The organism is uncultured Roseovarius sp., from assembly GCF_947489715.1.
Lineage (GTDB): Bacteria > Pseudomonadota > Alphaproteobacteria > Rhodobacterales > Rhodobacteraceae > Roseovarius.
The window spans coordinates 20,583-38,516 of record NZ_CANLER010000010.1; the positions used below are offsets into that span (position 1 = coordinate 20,583).

General features: G+C 50.5%; 13 protein-coding genes. 4 read left to right on the forward strand and 9 right to left on the reverse strand.

The window, feature by feature from the left end; translation table 11 throughout:
- Positions 1–11 precede the first annotated feature (11 nt).
- On the forward strand, positions 12–2,456 hold the full coding sequence (locus tag Q1B27_RS20270; RefSeq protein ID WP_299850489.1) for a tetratricopeptide repeat protein: 2,445 nt from the start codon (positions 12–14) through the stop codon (positions 2,454–2,456).
- A gap of 389 nt (positions 2,457–2,845) precedes the next feature.
- Here the strand turns inward: Q1B27_RS20270 and Q1B27_RS20275 are convergent, their stop codons facing one another.
- Positions 2,846–3,514 (reverse strand): VPLPA-CTERM sorting domain-containing protein, encoded by a 669-nt coding sequence (locus Q1B27_RS20275; protein WP_299850491.1) that lies wholly within the window; start codon positions 3,512–3,514, stop codon positions 2,846–2,848.
- Between the two features lie 389 nt (positions 3,515–3,903).
- Positions 3,904–4,131, reverse strand: a complete 228-nt coding sequence (locus Q1B27_RS20280) for a hypothetical protein (protein WP_299850493.1) — start codon at positions 4,129–4,131, stop codon at positions 3,904–3,906.
- A gap of 267 nt (positions 4,132–4,398) precedes the next feature.
- On the opposite strand from Q1B27_RS20280, the gene Q1B27_RS20285 reads away from it, so the two are divergent.
- The 3 genes from Q1B27_RS20285 to Q1B27_RS20295 all read left to right on the forward strand — a co-directional run bounded on the left by Q1B27_RS20285 (position 4,399) and on the right by Q1B27_RS20295 (position 7,167).
- Positions 4,399–5,019 carry a polysaccharide biosynthesis/export family protein gene (locus Q1B27_RS20285; protein WP_299850495.1) on the forward strand — a complete coding sequence of 207 codons (621 nt, stop codon included), beginning with the start codon at positions 4,399–4,401 and terminating at the stop codon, positions 5,017–5,019.
- A 21-nt stretch (positions 5,020–5,040) separates the two neighbouring features.
- Entirely contained in the window at positions 5,041–6,432 is a 1,392-nt protein-coding gene (locus tag Q1B27_RS20290) for a hypothetical protein (RefSeq protein WP_299850497.1), read from the forward strand.
- A gap of 72 nt (positions 6,433–6,504) precedes the next feature.
- Complete coding sequence (locus tag Q1B27_RS20295; RefSeq protein ID WP_299850499.1) at positions 6,505–7,167, forward strand: rhomboid family intramembrane serine protease; 663 nt, start codon at positions 6,505–6,507, stop codon at positions 7,165–7,167.
- A 13-nt stretch (positions 7,168–7,180) separates the two neighbouring features.
- Here the strand turns inward: Q1B27_RS20295 and Q1B27_RS20300 are convergent, their stop codons facing one another.
- The 7 genes from Q1B27_RS20300 to tsaE form a co-directional block, all read right to left on the reverse strand.
- Positions 7,181–8,533: an efflux transporter outer membrane subunit gene (locus Q1B27_RS20300; protein ID WP_299850501.1), complete on the reverse strand. Its 1,353-nt coding sequence runs from the start codon at positions 8,531–8,533 to the stop codon at positions 7,181–7,183.
- A gap of 511 nt (positions 8,534–9,044) precedes the next feature.
- Positions 9,045–9,365, reverse strand: a complete 321-nt coding sequence (trxA, locus tag Q1B27_RS20305) for a thioredoxin (protein WP_299850503.1) — start codon at positions 9,363–9,365, stop codon at positions 9,045–9,047.
- 61 nt (positions 9,366–9,426) lie between these two features.
- A complete protein-coding gene (gene addA / locus Q1B27_RS20310) occupies positions 9,427–12,810 on the reverse strand; it encodes a double-strand break repair helicase AddA (protein WP_299850505.1) in 3,384 nt (1,127 codons plus the stop codon).
- On the reverse strand, positions 12,810–15,743 hold the full coding sequence (addB, locus tag Q1B27_RS20315) for a double-strand break repair protein AddB (RefSeq protein WP_299850507.1): 2,934 nt from the start codon (positions 15,741–15,743) through the stop codon (positions 12,810–12,812). Before addB ends, addA begins: the two co-directional genes overlap by 1 nt.
- Positions 15,736–16,428 carry a nucleotidyltransferase family protein gene (locus tag Q1B27_RS20320; RefSeq protein ID WP_299850509.1) on the reverse strand — a complete coding sequence of 231 codons (693 nt, stop codon included), beginning with the start codon at positions 16,426–16,428 and terminating at the stop codon, positions 15,736–15,738. The genes addB and Q1B27_RS20320 overlap by 8 nt, the downstream gene beginning before the upstream one ends.
- Positions 16,404–17,429, reverse strand: coding sequence for a phosphotransferase (locus tag Q1B27_RS20325; protein ID WP_299850511.1), 1,026 nt, complete (start codon positions 17,427–17,429; stop codon positions 16,404–16,406). The genes Q1B27_RS20320 and Q1B27_RS20325 overlap by 25 nt, the downstream gene beginning before the upstream one ends.
- Positions 17,422–17,898, reverse strand: coding sequence for a tRNA (adenosine(37)-N6)-threonylcarbamoyltransferase complex ATPase subunit type 1 TsaE (gene tsaE / locus Q1B27_RS20330; protein ID WP_299850513.1), 477 nt, complete (start codon positions 17,896–17,898; stop codon positions 17,422–17,424). The genes Q1B27_RS20325 and tsaE overlap by 8 nt, the downstream gene beginning before the upstream one ends.
- Between the last annotated feature and the right edge of the window lie 36 nt (positions 17,899–17,934).

Consider the following 17,934-nt stretch of genomic DNA (forward strand, 5'->3'; position numbering starts at 1 on the left):
AGGACATAACCATGCGTCTGCGACTTCCTGGGTTCCCGGCTCTTTTGCTAACCGCACTTATTGCCCTGTCAGCTTGCGAAAATTCGGAAGAACGTGCACAGCGGCATTTTGAAACGGGAATGGAATTGCTCGCAGAAGGGGATGTATCCCGCGCGTTGATCGAATTCCGCAACGTCTTCAAATTGAATCCACGCCACAAAGAAGCTCGGATGGCGTATGCCCGTACCCAGATGGAAAATGGGCGCCGCGGCGAAGCTTACTCGCAATTTTTGCGCGTCGTAGAGCAATATCCGGAAACTATCGAAGCACGTATTGAGCTGGCTGAGATGGCAATCGAGCGCAGAGATTGGGATGAAACGAAACGACACGTTGCCACTGCTGTCGAACAGGCACCCGACAATCCACGGGTAAAGGTGGCTGATACCGCTTTAAAATATACCCAAGCCTTGTCTGATGATAATGCGGTGGCCGTCGAACAAATGGCGCAAACCGCCAAAAAGGCTTTGGAAGAAAACCCGGATAACTTTATCGCCCGCCGGTTGGTAATCGATTTCTTGCTGAGGAATGAAGACATGGAAGCTGTGCTTCCAGTGATTGATGAGGGGCTCGAACAACAGCCCGAGAATTACGAACTTCATTCAACGAAACTAAATGTCCTGCTGCGCACAGAGGACAAAGAACAATTGGGCGAAACGCTCAAAAAAATGGTCGAGCTCTTCCCTGAAGATGAGCTGGCGCGTCAGTACCTAATCGCTTGGTATGTGCAGCAGGGCGACAACAAAGGCGCTGAAGAATTTCTGCGCGAGTTGGCGAGCCGTACAGATGCAGAAGATGAAAGCCGCATGGCCGTTGTGCAGTTCCTCAGGATGACAAGTGGTGATGACGCCGCGCGCGAGGAAATCGACCGTTTGGTCGAAACGCAAGAGGATCCGACACGCTTCATAGCTATCCAGGCAACGATGCAATTCGACGCTGGCGAGCAAGAAGAAGCCTTGGCCAAACTCGAAAAGCTGGTCGATGGTGCGGAGGAACCGAATGACGTCATCAACGACATCAAAATTCTCCTTGCGCGTATGCAATCTTCAACTGGGAATGTGGTCGGTGCCAGAGCTAGGGTTGAGGAAGTTATCGAAAATGACAACAGTCATGTCGAAGCATTGAAAATGCGCGCCGCTTGGCAGATAGAAGAAGATCTAACGGGTGATGCGATTATCGATTTACGCACGGCGCTTTCGCAATCTCCGCGAGATCCGGCGATAATGACGCTGATGGCGGCCGCGCATGAGCGCGCGGGAGATCGCGAACTGGCCGGAGAACGCTTTTCTCTCGCCGTCGAACTCGCCAACCAGGCGCCGCCCGAATCATTGAGATATGCAAACTATTTGATGAAGGATAACCGAATTGAGGCGGCAGAAGCCGTTTTGGACGAAGCCCTTCTCAAAGCTCCTGATAATCTTGACTTGATCAGAGCTATGGTTGCCCTGCAATTGCAGAATAAAGATTGGAACGAGGTTCAGCGCATTATCTGGAAACTCCGCTCCATGGAAGCGATAGAAGCGCAAACACTGGCAAATGCGGTTCAGGCAGAGATGCTTCTTCAACAGGACCGTCTGGATGATACGATTTCGTATCTGGAAAAACTGTCTGAGGATGAAGATGGCCAACAGGCTTTCGCCGCAATGGTCGAAACACAGGTGCGTGCTGGCAAAATTGATGATGCCGTTAAACAAGTGGAAGATCGGTTGGCTGAAAAGCCAGACGATTTCGTACTTCGCCATTTGCGCGCCGGCCTTCATATGGTCAACGACGAACGCGATCAGGCAGAAACAATCTACCGGGCTTTACTCGAGGATTTGCCGGCCAATGATCGCATTCTTCGTACTTTGTTCAGCCTCCTGATGGCAGATGGCCGTGAAGAAGATGCTAGGCAACTGGTCGAAGACCAAGCCGCTCTTATTGATGAAAATCCAGAGGCCGTAAACGCCTTGTTCCTTAAGGCGGAAATTCTTGAACGCGACAGAGATTTTGATGGCGCAATTGCCATATATGAAGATATGTACGCGAAAGACAGCAATAATATTGTTGTCGCGAATAACCTTGCAAGTCTGATTTCTACCCATCGCGATACAGAAGAGAGCTTGAACCGCGCTTATGTGGTCGCGCGTCGTTTGCGCGGCATCGAAGTGCCGGCACTTCAGGATACGTATGGCTGGATTGAATTTCGGCGCGGCAATTTTGATGAGGCGGTTATTCACCTTGAGCCTGCTGCCGCTGGCCTTCCAAACGACGCATTGGTTCAATATCATCTAGGTCGCACCTATCTTGCCCTAGATCGTAACGAAAAAGCAAAAGAGTTGCTTCAGCGCGCTGTAGATATTGCCGGTGATAACCCTCTACCGCAAATCATCGAAGCGCGTAAAATTCTAGATGGGCTTTCCTCCGACACCAGCGAGTGATCATCCGGTCATGTGATGTGATCACCAGAACGTCTAAGTTTTGCAGGGAGGGTGTTGTGATTTGTCCGCAAGCCACCGCAAAGTGCTGGCAATAGCCGAACGACCTTCGGGAATGTTCCTGAAGAGTTGAGAAAATTCTACCGGAGTGGATGGTGACTAGTGTGAAAATTGCCGCCTAAACTTTTCTGAGCATGAAGGCATTTTGGTGAGTCAGTCTGCGTGATCTTTTGCCCTGATCTCATAAGATGAAAATGATTTTGAATGTGATGGATTTCGACGCCTGATTTTGCAGGAGGCTTTCTAGATGCTGCTGCTACATACATTATCGAACACAAAAAAAGAGGGGCCAAAAGGCCCCTCTTCCAATTCTTTTCGTTAAGCTTGAACGCTTAGGCTTTTCTCTTGCGCCGCACTACGGCGAAACCGCCAAGAGCGCTCAGCAGAAGCAAACCACCAGCTGGAAGCGGAACGATCGAGATACGAAGAACCATATCGTCGAGGTCTGCATCACCTGTGCCATCGCCTAGGAAGGCAAAAACATGCTTTGAATTCTGCTGTTGATAGAAGCCGATACTCAAGTCATCGTCAGATTGACCGGCCGCATTATTTTCGATGTCCCCCCGGAAAACACCTCCAGCGCCAAACGACTGAAACACCAGATCAACCCAGCTTGGGAGGTCAAGGGTTACGATTGAGTCCCCTCTGGAACTGGTCTTGTTGTTCAGAGTTCCGCCGGCTTTGTTAAGCGCAAAGTTTTTAGCGCTCGCTTCGGCACCGAGATACATGATCCGAATCTTGCTGGCTGCATCGAGCATAAGCCCATTTGTGCCGTCGAAAGTATCGAAAAGGCTCAAAGCGTCAGTGTCGAACCTTTTAACGGTGTCGCCAACTCCAATTGGAGGAAGGAGCGCAGGACTAAGCGCACCATAATTCGGATTGTGAGGCTTCAATCCCCCTGGTAACACATAATCCGTACCGCCGACGATTGAAAGTGATGCTGCGCTTACTGCCGTTGCCATCAACAACGAACTTATTGCAGCGCCTATAGCTAGTTTCATGGTAAACTCCCACACTATGATAACCGTTTCGACCTTCACCGCCAGCACATGCTAAAATTGGTTCCGTTCGAAATCAGTAATACGTTATATTAAATTGTAGCCTAACAAAAGCCACATCTGCGAATATACACGTTAACCGTGTATTTTTACAGGAGTTTTTTGATATCGATGAAAAAGTTATCGGTTCTGATAGCTCGTAGGGCGCAAATTGATAAAGTTTTGGAGACATTGCGGCCAAACCGCCATTTAGATTTCTAATCTGGAAACAATTGTGATTCGATTTGTCACAGCGATCAGAGGGTCGTCAATTTTTATAAGAAGATTGAAGGTGAATGAGCGGGAGGTGACTAAAAGCTTAGCTGCATTGTCGTTGAGGGCGCTTTTGTTCCCTAAAACGAGCGCAAAAAAGCAAATTTTCCTTCGCTTATATGCTGGCAGATCAACGTGCGAATCAGTACGGAAAAAATTGTTAAAGTTCCAACGCCCACATAGATGAAAATTGCAGAAATAAGTGGAGCACCCGAGATTAAAACAAAAACACCAGCGACCAAACCAGCAAGTACACTGCAAAAAACAAAGGCAATCATTTCAGTCAGCTCCCTATAAAAGGCTCCCAACCCTGCGCATCCTTCCAATCATCATCGTCTCTTGGGTGCGGCGCGTTTATTTGCCTAAATTGGGGCAAAAGCGTGAATCTATTGTTAAGTTGCCTTAGAAACGTCCTATTGGTCGTGGATTGCCAAAATTATTGTTGCGTCGCTGGCACGGGTGGCGCAAGAACTGGTTGAAATACTGCAAAAAGCCAAAAAACTCTTCCGTAACCTTGGATTACAGCCTATTTTTGATGTGAAGCGCTTAAGTATCCCAAAAATCGAGAGTTTAGTATGAAACGCATCATTACAAAAATTTTTGCAGCTCTTCTGCTCTTACCAATTGTTGGAGCGCCCGCACTTGCGCAGGATAACTACAAGATCAAACCAGGTGATGTCGTTCGCGTTGAAGTGCTTGAAGATTCTTCCTTGAACCGCGACGTTATCGTTTTGCCAGATGGCCGTATTTCATTTCCACTTGCTGGTCCCGTCAAAGCGGGCGGTCAAAGTGTTGAGGAAGTGCGCAGCGAGGTAATTGAGAAGTTGGCCTCGAATTTTGCTACTGAGCCGACCGTGTTCGTATCTGTTACCCAGCTGGGCACTCCGACACTGAGCGGTGGTTCGACGGCTTCCAAGGACACTGAAACCATATATTTCCTTGGCGAAGTTGCCAATCCGGGCGCTTTTGAGATCGAGAGCGGCACGACAATGTTGCAAGCTTTGGCTTCGGTTGGCGGGTTTTCAAAATTCGCAGCAACCAAACGCATTCAGCTCCGTCGGAAAGACAAATCCAACAAGGAGCAGGTGTACACCGTAAACTATAAAGCGATCCTACAAGGAAAATCCAGCATCGGAATGACGATCATGGAATCGGGCGACGTGATCATAGTTCCGCAACGAAGACTATTCGAATAGCCCGACTTTGAGGGGGCAGTATTGGCAAAGCATAAGATTGTTCACGCGGCGGCTGCGAGTGGACTAACTCTCTGTATTCTTCCGGCTCTTGCTGAAGAGAATCAGGGCGTTGTGATGACGTTTGATTTTGAACAACGCTTCGAAGCTGGCGATAACATTGCCCTTGAAAACCCCGAAGAAGGAAATACCACGCTTTCCACGACGTCGTTGACGTTTGGGTTAACGACAGAAACGCACAACCAATCGCTTTCTGTTCTGGCCGGTGCGAAACTGCGTGCCGGAGAAATTCCGTCAGGCAGTGACATTGAAACAGGCTTTGTTGAGCCGCGGATTTCTTTTTCTTATATGCGCGAAGCTGCCAATTCCGTGCTGGATCTTGATGGTAGCTATCGCCAAAGCGACATCTCCTTTCAACCAGCGGTATCCGACTTTGCCGACGATGATGGCGTGATCGTCTTGCCACCTGATTTTGAAGATCTTGAAGGATCAGGTACGCGTCGCAATTATAATTTGAATGCCAGCCTGGAAATCGGTAGGGAAGCTCCCCTTGGGTTTGTTTTCACGGCGAGCACAAGCGGTATTAGTTATGACCAGCAAACCGCAGCACTGAGTGATATCGAACGATACTCTGCCGGTATTCGTAGCAATTTCCGCTTTTCAGATGTGACCACTGCTTTTGCCGTTTTCAATTACGACCATTACGAAGCCGACGACATACAAAGCACCGAGCGCAATACAAACGCTGTTGAGGTCGGTGTCGCTCAAGAACTTTCAGAGCGTTTTCGCTTCGAAGCCGCAATCGGGTTCTCTGAGACCGAAGAAACTCTGTTTCGGGTTTTGGATACAACAACTTCTGGCGTCACGGGGCGGGCCACATTGTCATATGATATGCCGAACGGCGTCATAACTGGCAATTACGCGACAACTCGTGACCAGGACGGGGCTCGCCATAACGTCAGCGTCGGACGTTCTTACGAATTACCTCGTGGGGAGATTGCTGTAAGTGTTGGTGCGACGAGCAAAGACAGCGGCGATCCGGCACTGATTGGTAGCGTGGATTATATGCAAGATTTGGCGACGGGTAATTTCAAAGTGGGCATTAATCGCAACGTCTCGATCAGTAATGAAGACGAAGAGCGGATCACGACCACTGCTGTGATGGGCTATAACCACGACATCAACAACATCTCTAGTCTTGGGCTGGACTTCTCTTATGGTTTGTCCGAAGGCAACTCGACAGCTGATGAAACCCTGAGAACGGATGTATCGGCAAGCTATAATCGTGATGTGACAGAAGACTGGAAGATTTCTACAGGTGTATCATACCGTGTCCGAGATCAGGATACTTCTGGTAAATCCGATTCCACGTCGATTTTCGTCACGCTCAAACGCGAATTTGATTTCTTCCGCTAAAATGCATTTGCCGAGCCAGACAAATCAAACATCTGGACGATTTGTGCTGAGTAAAACTGAAAATGCGTTGTCATGAGCTCAAATGTTAATGCCCGTTTTTTTTGGTCGCCTGTGATTTTTTTTCTTGTACTTAGTTCGACGCTTATCGAATTGGTGTTGCAGGGTGCTGATGCAGGGATATGGGGATCAGCACGCCTTAGAATTCTGACCTACCAAAACACAGCTTTCTATCCCGGTTTGTTGGGTGGTTGGATCCCAAACTATGAATTGCAGCCCTACGTTATGTTCCTCAGCTATGCTGTTGTGCATGGAGGTTTGGTACATCTTGTTGTGAACATGGTGACCCTAATAGCTTTGGGTTCAGCAGTCGTTCGTGATGTGGGAGATATTCGGTTTATCTTGATTTATCTGATATCCGCCTTTGCGGGCGCCTGTGTCTTTGCGATACTCACCACGTCGTTTCGACCAATGGTTGGGGCGTCTGGCGCGCTTTCTGGACTGGCCGGAGCTTTGATTTATTGGAACATTCGATACGCTTTCAGACAGAAAGTCAGTGCGGTACTTAAGATCTCTTCAATATTGTGGCCGCTTGGAATTCTCCTCATTCTCAATGTGTTGATGTATTATGGGTTTGACAAAAACGTCGCGTGGGAAACGCATCTGGGTGGAACAATCGGCGGATTTGTTGCGGCAATCTTTATGCGAACAGATGACATGGATGAACCGGTCGACTAGCGCTTGCCCGACATTATTCGATGATGACTTCCCCAGCGTTCATGACAGCATCCCGGCTAACAACCTCAGCGATTTCTTCATGCCCGACACCAAGCGCAACGCGTAACGCGATGTAGGCATTTGCCAACTCTCGCATATTGGCTGCCAAGGTCGCTCTGGCGTTTGAGACTGATCGTTCCCGATCAATTAGATCGAGTACAGTTGTATCCCCGCTTTCAACGAGCAAGCGCCGCGTCAAATCCAAGGACCTCTGGTTCAATTGAACGACCTCTCGCGAAGCTTGTACGGCTTGATTTGAAGCCCTCAGATCCGCTAGCGCTGTCTCAACTTGTTCAACAGCAACCAAGACCGTGCGCCGCCAAACCAGGTAAGCCTGATGTGCCCGGGATTCAGCCGCATCGACGGATGCAGCTAGCGATGGCTGTGAGAAAACCGGTACCGACAATCCCGCAACAAAGCTTTCATTCCAGGAACCACTGTTTAGTGGTGCGGTGATCAGGCCACTCAGGCTGAGGCTTGGATAACGAGAAGCTTCAGCGACGCCCACATCCGATACAGCGGCGGCATAACGGCGTTCGGCGATACGAATGTCAGGCCGCGCCCGCAACAAGTCTGCCGGTACACCCATATTGGAAACGCCGCGCGGCGCAGGTTGCGAACCTTTGTAACCCAAATCAATTCCCAACTCTCCAACAGGAATGCCCAGTAACGTCGAGATTCTGTTGCGTTGCTGGATTATGTCCGCTGTGACTGCGGGGATTTCCGCTTGGGTTTCTGCCACAAGCGCTCGGGCACGCAGAACGTCCAGCTTTGTCGCAGCGCCAGCATCTAGTTGTTTATTCAGATCGCGTAAGGTTCTTCGACGCGATTGAAGGTCTTGTTGTCTTGTTTCCAGCGTGCGTTGCAGGAAGCGCATGTCGATATAGGCAGTGCCAAGGCTCGACAGCAGTAATCTTCGCGCTTCACCCACACCCAATTCGGCGGCCTCTAGCCGTTCGCGTGCTGCTCGTTCGGCCCATTGTGTGCGCCCGCCTAAGCCGAATGATCCGGTAACGCTTACCTGCGTCGACTCGCCTCCGCGGCTGTTGCCAGTTGCTTCGATCTCACCATTGCCGGTTAAGGCAACGCCGTCCCGCCTGACATTGGCTTCGGCCTCTCGTACTCGTTCCCGAGCCTCTGCAACGTCCAGATTTCCCTGCATACCCTGATGTACCAAAGCGTTCAGGGTCGAATCGTTGAAATCTGTCCACCAATGGAGATCGCGCGCACTAGCTTCGCTTACCGGAGCTATAAGCGAATAGCGGTCTGACAAGTTGATTTCGGGCGTTTTGTACATCGGGCCAACAGCGCAACCCGACAGGAACAACCCTGCCCCCAGTGTTAGGACAATACGCATTGAATCTGCTCTTTTCTGCCTCGGTTGACCCTTTTTAGGCGCATTGTTGCGCTCTTTTAGTGGGTCTTTGCGCTAAAGTACCAAAATTTAACTCTTCAGTACTGCCAAGGATGTGAATCATGCAGATTTCAGAAGACCTGTTGCCGAGTTGCGTCAGGTTTTATGAGGAAATGCCAAGAGAAAATTAGAACTTTTACATCGAAAACAATATGTTGTGGATGAACATTGCTGGCTGGGAATATACTGACGGTTCTTTTGATGGGAGCTCTCGCGATGAATCCAGCGGTGCAACAAAGACTTGAACAAACAATTTTGAATTCTCTGATGTGTGCGAGGGATCGCGAGAGCCAACGCGCCTTACGTTGTCTGAACACCAGGTTCAATGTCTTTGTGAACCTGAATGGATTCGTCTTTAAATAGAGGATTTTAATGCAAAAAGGGCCGCGCAAGGCGGCCCCCTAAGTCTCGTGAGCGAATTGAACTAAATACTTTCTTCAATCCAGCCCTGCAACGCCGCCTTGGGTGCCGCGCCGGTCTTGTTCGAAACGACTTCGCCGTTCTTAAAAAGAAACAGTGCAGGGATACCCCGAACACCCATTTGAGATGGCGAATTAGGGTTTTCATCAACATTCACTTTGACGATCTTGACCCTGCCGTCCATCTCGTTCGACAGTTCTTCCAGTGCGGGGCCAATTTGTTTGCAGGGCCCACACCATTCTGCCCAAAAATCCACCACGACGGGGATGTCGGAATTTTTAACTTCGGCGTCGAAAGTATCGTCCGTAACGGCAACAGTGGCCATGATCATTTCTCCTGAGGGTAATAGCGGTTTGAGCTGAACCTATGTAGACCAACGCGGCAGGTCAAGATATCTGGGTGTTGATCAAGGCATCTGTCAAAAGATCGTGTGGCAGCAACATAAGCGAGGCCGTGCGCGTCCATAAAATTGCTGTGTCGATTTTATGGGAAGGATAGATTTTTTGAAGCGCGTGGGCATAGGTGCCCATCTGCCTTAAAATACCGTCTGGTACATCGATCGCGGTTTCAGGAACCATAGCATTGGTTTTGAAGTCGACTGCGAGGATGTGATCATCATTAATGATCAGACGATCTATGGTACCGTGAATGCGCGCGCCATTGACTGCGTCCAAATTTGCGGAAATTGGCACTTCAGCCAGCGTATCTGAAGCGAACAGATGCATAAGTGCTGGTTTTGTCAGTACTTTGGTTGTTTCTGCGATCAGAAGGGAAAGCTCTTCACCCTCTGCGGCATCCTCACCGTGTGAAAGTAGGCTTCTCGCCGTGTCAGACCACATGGATTGTTCTGCTTGTGGCAGGAATTCCAAAAGGCGGTGGATTTGTCGACCCCGACGCTTTGCAGCATCCTCATCCAGCCCAAATTCGCCTGAAAGTGCCTTGGCACCCCCCAACTCAGACGGACTCAAGGTTTTTGGATCAGGGGTGATCGATGGGGCCGGTGCGCCAAAAAACGCGGGGATCTCCAGATCTTTACTGGGACGGTTTTCGGCAAATTTAATCTCTTTTCCTGCCCAATTACCATATTCGATGCGTAGGCCGGTTCCATTCGGGAAATCGTGGGGACGTGCCTCACTGATCTGCATGCCCGCTTCGACTTTCTCGTACCACGTCTCGCCTTTGGTACCCTTTTCACCTGCCGCGGCGACGATTAACCATTTTTCAGCACGGGTCATTGCCACGTAAAGCAACCGATCACGCTCCGCCATCTGTGCGGCTTTGGCTTCATCTACTGCTTCTTTGATTTTTTGTGGGGACGCATCTGAACTGGGTCGCCAACATGCTGTACCAGCCGACGCGATAATCTGATCTCGGATCACCAGGTTGCGCTTTCCGGTGTCTGGAAGAATAACAATCGGCGCCTCAAGACCTTTGGCTCCATGCACAGTCATCACCCGAATCCTGTTGCCGGCGCTATCCATCTGTCGTTTGATTTCCAGATCGTCTGTTTCTATCCAGGTCAGAAAACCGGTCAGACTGTCCACGGCTTTTCGCTCATACGCCATCGCCTGTGTGAGAAGGGCGTCGATACCATCTTCTGCTTCGGAACCCAGCCGTGCCAATAGGTGTTTTCGACCCTGATGGCGGGTCAGAATGCGTTCGATAAGATCATATGGGCGTAGGAAATCCGCCTTTTGACGTAAATCATTGAGAATACTGATCGTTTCTGGAAAGTCGAACGAACGATTGCGCAATTCAGCCCACAAGTATTTCGACGCGCGGTCTTGTGCCAAATCGTATAGATCAGCCTCGCTCCAACCAAACAGCGGGGATTTTAGCGCGACCGCCAAGGAATAACTGTCTTCTGGCGTAGCAATGAAAGACAAAAGATGAGTCAGATCGCGTACAGCGAGTTCCGCGCCGACCTTCAGTCTGTCCGCACCGGCAATTGGCAAATCCAACGCCTTACATTCGCGGATAATCTCGTGAAATAAATCGCTTCGACGTTGAACGAGGATCAGGAAATCACCGGGCTGCACCGGTTCTGACGCGTGCTCGCCATCATCCGAAATTTCGCTTGAGGGAATTGGGTATTCTTCAAGGATCAGCCCATTGATGGCTTTAGCTATTTGCCTGGCCAGCAATATGTCCGGATCGTTGGCTGCTTTGACATCCACTGGCATGTGCCAGGGTGGCATATCTTCCTTTTCCGGAGGTGCGACATAGGGCCATAGATCCACGCGGCCAGGTAGACAGGATTTATGTGCAATGTGGCTCTGTTTCGGCGAAAAGCCAGATTTCTCAGATCCTGAGAAGACCTGATCCACTAATGAAAGGACCGCCTGTGACGATCGAAAAGAATGGGCCATCTCTGATTCTTTAAGCGGTGTACCTACCTCTCTGAGGCGTGTGGCAAATTCGACCTGCATCCGGTCGAATTCATTCGGATCAGCGCCTTGAAAAGAATAGATTGACTGTTTTTTGTCACCCACGACGAATATGGTTCGCTGCACGTCACCACGCGCACCCTCGCCACTTGTGAACTCCTGAGCGAGGAGTTCAATTACCTGCCATTGAACCGGGCTTGTATCTTGCGCTTCGTCAATGAGGATGTGGTCGATACCACCATCAAGCCGAAATAGCACCCATGCGGCGACCTTTGGATTGGTCAACAGATCGCGGGCACGTAAAATTAGGTCATCGAAATCGAGCAAGCCGCGCAGTTGTTTTGCGGTCTCATAGGCCGGCAGGTAAGTGTGTGCAAAAGCGTGTAAAGCGTTGGTTTTTCTTACTGCTTCGCAAACAAGACGTGACTCACGCGCTGTTTCGACACGCTGCATCCAAGCTTCAATTTCGGGCATGACTGCGCCAAGAACGGTTTGGCAACTTTTCGTTGGAAAAGAGCCTATCTTGGCTGAAAACGGATCTTTTGCACCTAACCCTGTTAAAAATACGGATTCTAGAATCGGCAAGGCGCTGATGTCCAACTTTCCTAGGCTAGAAAGCTTCCGACCAGCTTTTTGGTCATTGGTTCCGCTTGTAAGGAGTGCAGGAACCAGTTGATCAAGAAGGTGGCGCTCGTTACCGATAAAAACGGAATCTACAACCTTGTCGAGTGTCAGATCAGATGGTTGTCCAAAACCCGCTGTCAGAGCGTGTATGTCGAGTGGTTCAGAAAATCTGGTGCGATGGCGAACGATCTCATCCGTCAGTTCGTCAAAGCTTTCACCCGAATAGTGACGGACCACTTCGTACAGCACGGCGGATTCTGGGCCTTCAGCGATTTCCTCAATAATCTCGGCGCGCAATAGGCTAGCAGTGCGATCATCCATCTCTGTAAATTGCGGACTGACACCAGCCTCGAGTGGGAACCTTCGCAGGAGAGCCGCGCAGAAAGAGTGGATTGTCTGAATTTTTAATCCACCAGGCGTTTCGATTGCGCGGGTAAACAAACGACGCGCATCCAACAATCGTTCGGTAGAAATGGCTCCTGTTAGACCAAGTTTCGTTAGCTCCGCCAATAGCTGATCGCTCGGCAGCATCGCCCATTTACCCAGCCGCTGGAAAAGCCGGTTCTGCATTTCTCCAGCAGCGGCTTTGGTGTAGGTCAGGCAAAGAATATTCTGAGGATCAACTTCCTCAAGCAGCAGTCTTGCCACGCGGTCAGTCAAGACACGGGTTTTACCAGAACCAGCGTTTGCCGATAGCCAGGTCGACTTGTCGGGCCGTGCAGCATCGATCTGTCTCTGGGTTGCCTCATCACGATGCATCAGAATTTAACCTTCACGGGATCATCGGTGATGTCCCATTCGCCAAATCTGGCCAGTTGATCATAGTCGCTGAGGTCGCGCTTGGATTCCATTGCGCGACGCGCGGTAAAGCCAGTATCGAAATCAAGATACGTAGCAATCAATTCATTGAATTCAGCCCACACACGATTTGGCGGCTCAGCTTCCAGCGGGGCATTCACTTCCTTGCCACCTGAACCGAGTCCGATGAAAACAGCCCTAACGACTGACGCCGGATTGATGTTTTCAAAGCCGCTACGTTCAGCAATAACCGCTTCAAGCAACAATTGTTTGTCGAAATGGGCCTGCTGATCCTTACTGGGTGGTGATCCGGTCTTATAGTCGTAGATATGCAAGTTACCGTTTCGGTCGATGTCGATCCGATCAGCTGTTGCGGACAGTGTGAAATTCAAATCGGGTAGAACCGTTTTGCCCTTCACTTCGAAAGCTGCCGGTTCAGCCAGCTCACGGCGGACGATTTCATTACTGACAAACCAGTCTGCAATACGTTCCAACCGTGCCAACCATGTGGCGCGCGCTGCTGCCCATGGAACTTTCTGATCAAGCACCGAAAGGGCGATTTCGATCAGCCTTTCCTTGGAGCAGTTGGTCATATCCGATTTGCTTTCGCGGATAAATTTCTCCAAGATTTCGTGCAGAATAATGCCGCGCAGCAATGCATCAGGGGCTTTCATCAGCGGGTCAAGCGGCCGGAGATTCAGAACGTGTTTGCCATAAATTGCGTAGGGGTCACGGATGAGGTGCTTGATTTCAGTTACGGAAAGTTGCTTGGGGCGGGCAGCGGCGGGTGGGCATGGTGCTGGACGCGATGCGGGATCTGCTTGACCAGGTTCTTCCAGAATTCGAGAAAGAGTTAGCCAATAATTTCCGCGGGTTTTCATTTCTTCCAGCGCGGCTTCTCCTCCTTGATTGGGGAGGCCACCCAGAAGATTTTTCAAACGGTTTAGCCAGCGGGAAACCACGGTTTCTGCATCGTCGGAGCGGATGGATCGGGTCAACCACACTTCCGGCGCAGCGACGGCCTGTTGAAAATCATGCGCAGAAAGTCCTACGCGACGTTCAGGCAACAATAACCCAACCTGATTTCGCAACGACCGATTAAGCCAGGGATCGGGAGAGGGCGCTTCGGGCCAACTGCCTTCATTCAAGCCTGCCAATATAAGCAAATCGGCGCCCTGAACGCGCGCTTCTAACGTACCCCAGATCAGAATATTGGGATGTGGGTCAACCGGATTACGAACCTCTTTTTGCGATAAAAGAGCATGGAAAAGGCTAGCGTAGTCATTTGCATTTATCTTGCCTCCGTACGCGGCCTCACGTCCAAGCTCGTCCATAGCGGCGCATGCTAAACGCCCGGCATCACCATGCCAAAGCGTGCCAGAACCTTCACACTTGCACCCTTGGGCAATATTCTCAGCAAGGCCCAGATGACTTGCAACGCGCGCTTCTAGACTGTGCTCTTCAGTGGCGTAGTGGCCTATGAAGTTCACACAGAGCCATTTGACCCATCGTACCGCAATCTCTTCTTCTCGCCCCTCGGCCCAGGCCTTCAGATCATCTACTTCCGGATAAGGTGGGCCATTGCGGCGTAAATGTAGCTCCAACTCACGGGTCAAAAGAAGATGCATCCCGCGTTCGGCGCCGCGGTGGGTTAATGGGTGTTTTAGAAGCGTCAGGAGCAATTCTGCGCTTAGACGCTGACGAAAGAGATCACTGACATGCCTTAGAAAACGGCCCGGGGGTGAGAGATGCAGGGGCGTACCCGCACTGTCATCTGGTAGGATGTCCCAACGATCAAGCGCAGCAGCTACTTGACGCGTGAGCGTTCTGTCGGGTGTGATCAAAGCGGCGGTCCGCCCTTTTTCCGCAGCGTCACGCAGACCCATGGCGATAGACAGCGCCTCCTGTCGTGGCGTTGGGGCCTCGACCAAGGTGACATCCTGCATGGCAGTGTTGATGTCATCGAGCTTTATGCCCTCAGTCAGCCATTGGTCGGTTACCGGTGCGGGCCGGAGGGCCAAAGATATGATCTGGTTTCGCGCATCGTTAAATGGCGTTGTTTGCGACCATTTGGGGATATCTGACAAGCATAGATTGAGATTATTAATGAAGCTGTGAAAGCGATATTGAGGATGATCCTCGGCGGGAATGTTGCCATCGAGTGCTGGCCAAACATGTTCGGGCATATCGAAGTCAAAGCCTGGAAGGATGACGGCCCCTTGTGGCAGTTTAGCAACCGCTTGCATTAACAATTGCGTGGCCCCGCGCGAGCCGGTCGAACCGGCAATGATGACAGGGTTTTCAGGAGGTTTTTTCTGCCATCGCCTGATCGTTTGTTCAATAACCAGCCTCTGACGCGTTTCGGTGTCCGGTTGATTATTATCTTCGTCAAAATAGTGTCTAACGATGCTGAGAAATGACTTAATACGCTCCCAATGTCCGGATTGGTCTGTCAAATCAAGTGTCTCAATCGCATCGGGTGAAACACCTTCGCCCTGCATTTCATCCATCAATGCCGCTAGGCTATCTGCAAGATCGTAGAGTGAGGAACGCGGTGCGAGATCAGGTTGACGTTCAAGCAGTGCCGACAAAAGTTGTACCAGTTCGAGGCGTCGGCGGAGGGGCGGAACCGCATCTGGTATATTTGCCAAGCCCCAGTGTTCGCCCAGATCAGTGATAAGATTGATGCGCGGCAATAGCATTTGAGGCCCGGCATCAAACAGGTTGCGAATACGTCGGGCCATCCGGCGCGTGTTGACGACCAGTTGAATCCGGGCAACTGCATCTGGCGGTTGATCGCGGCTTCGTTCAAGCAAACCGTCTACCAATGCTTTTGGAAAATCGACGCCAATCGGAACGCCGAAAACCCGAGGGCTGTCGACAGGATCAAACATCAACATCGTTCAAAAGGCTTTCGGCAAGCGCAATGCTTTCCGGTTGCCCGACATCGCACCAATTTCCGGGGTATTCCGCTGCGCAGAGTCGACCTTCGGATAGCATTATGTCCCACAATAGATTGAGCGAGAATTTGCGTTGCTCGATAGTTGGTAGCAAATTGGTTTTGATGATCTGAAGACCAGAGTAAATCAGCCCAGGACCTCGTGTAGCATGATCATCGCTATCAATGATGAAATCACCCTCACCTTGGTGTCCGAGCGCTTTCGCTTTGGGAATGCATAGAAGGAGCGCATCCATTTCTTCCTCATGCCATCGATGCGCTAGGTAATTAAGCGGGTTAGGTCCTTGCCAAATCGCATCGGTATTCATGGTAAAAACAGGATCCGCACCAAGAAAAGACTGCGCCGCCCGCAAGCCCCCTCCGGTCTCAAGGATTTCCGGCTCTTCGCGCGAAAAAGAAACGTTACTTCCTGAAAGGTGCGCTTCGATCTGATCGGGAAGGTAGTGGAGATTGGTAACGATTCTGGCAGGATTGTAGGCGCGGACCAGGTCCAAGGCATGATCAATGAGTGGTTTGCCCCCGACATTGATCAGCGGCTTTGGGCAGGTAGCGGTGAGCGACCCCATACGCGTCCCGAAACCGGCTGCAAAGAGCATTACTGAGTTGGGACGGTCGCGCATTTGTCTTTCAGTATTTGAAGTGTTTGTGGCATCGGTTCTGGCAGTTTCGTTTTGATTATCTCAGCGACCTTCGTAAGAGCCGGGTGTGCCAGATCATGTCGCAGATGCTCCCAGACACGTGGGATCAGGTCAATATAGCTTGATTTGCCGTCTCGTATGCAAAGCCTAGTAAAGACACCCAAGATGCGTAGATTCCTTTGTGCACCGAGGCAACGATATGCTGATTCAAAATCTTCTGGAATGACGTTGGTGGCAGCGACGTATCGGTTGATCATTTCTCGTTCGATTTCGTGGGGAACATCGCGTCTCGCATCCTGCAATAGCGAAACGAGATCATATGCTCGATGGCCAAGCATCGCATCCTGAAAATCCAACAAGCCTACACGAGCGATGCCCACGCGATCTGGTAACCACAAAAGGTTTTCGGCATGATAGTCGCGTTGTATCAACACGCTGCCATCAGCTACATGATCGGTAAGAACATCGCAGATAGCAGTATGAAAATCATGCCGAGCCTCGATTGTCGGTTGCTCAACAGCTGCGGCGTACCAGTCGAATGATAGGATAGCCATATCACTCATAAGTGCTGAATCGTAGCTTTCCAAATCTAAGGGTGGCGCGTGTTTGTGCAGATCGATCAGGGCATCTGTTGCTGCCGTATAGAGCGTTTTTTCAAGCGTCGGGTGGTCAGCGGCGACACGGGTGAATAGCGCATCGCCCAAATCCTCAATCAACAGAAACCCCTGAGCATTATCTTCGGCTAGTATACGCGGTGCGCTGAGGCCGATGCTCGAAAGATATTTGGCAATGTAAACAAAAGGGCGCACGTCCTCCCCTTTAGCTGGTGGTGCATCCATTAAAACAGCGGTTTCACCGGTTTCGGGCGATGTCAGTCGGTGATATTTGCGGTTTGAAGCGTCACCTGCCAAGAGTTTCATCTGGGCATCTGCCCATTTTGCCTCAAGCAAGAATGCGCGTGCCAGGCTCGGGCGATCAGTCATTCAGAACCTTTTTCAGTTTACATTCCCAAGTTGGGTTTTCCCAGATCAGTGTTGCCAACCGTCTATCATCACCGAACGGAGCATCCAAGCTAACTGTCAGTGCATCCTTAGGTGAATGACCTCCTAAGCGGTCGGGCCATTCGACCAAACAAATTGCGTCTGAGAAAGCTTGGTTCAGGCCTAACTCCTCAATCTCCGAGAAATTTGAAAGGCGGTAGAGGTCTGCGTGCCAAATCTCACCAATTGAAGTCTCGTAAGTTTGCACGAGGGTAAAAGTTGGTGATGGGACATCTTCGGCAATTTCCATTTGCGATAGGATGAGGCATCGCGAAAAATGGGTTTTTCCTGATCCAACACTGCCTGCCAATAATATGGTATCACCTGGCACAAGTTGTGTTCCAAGTCCGATCGCAAACCGACAGGTTTCTTCAGGAGTAGCGAGTTCTAACTGGACGGTGCCTTGTACCATATTGCGACACTACACGCGGCGCATTTGGCTGCAACA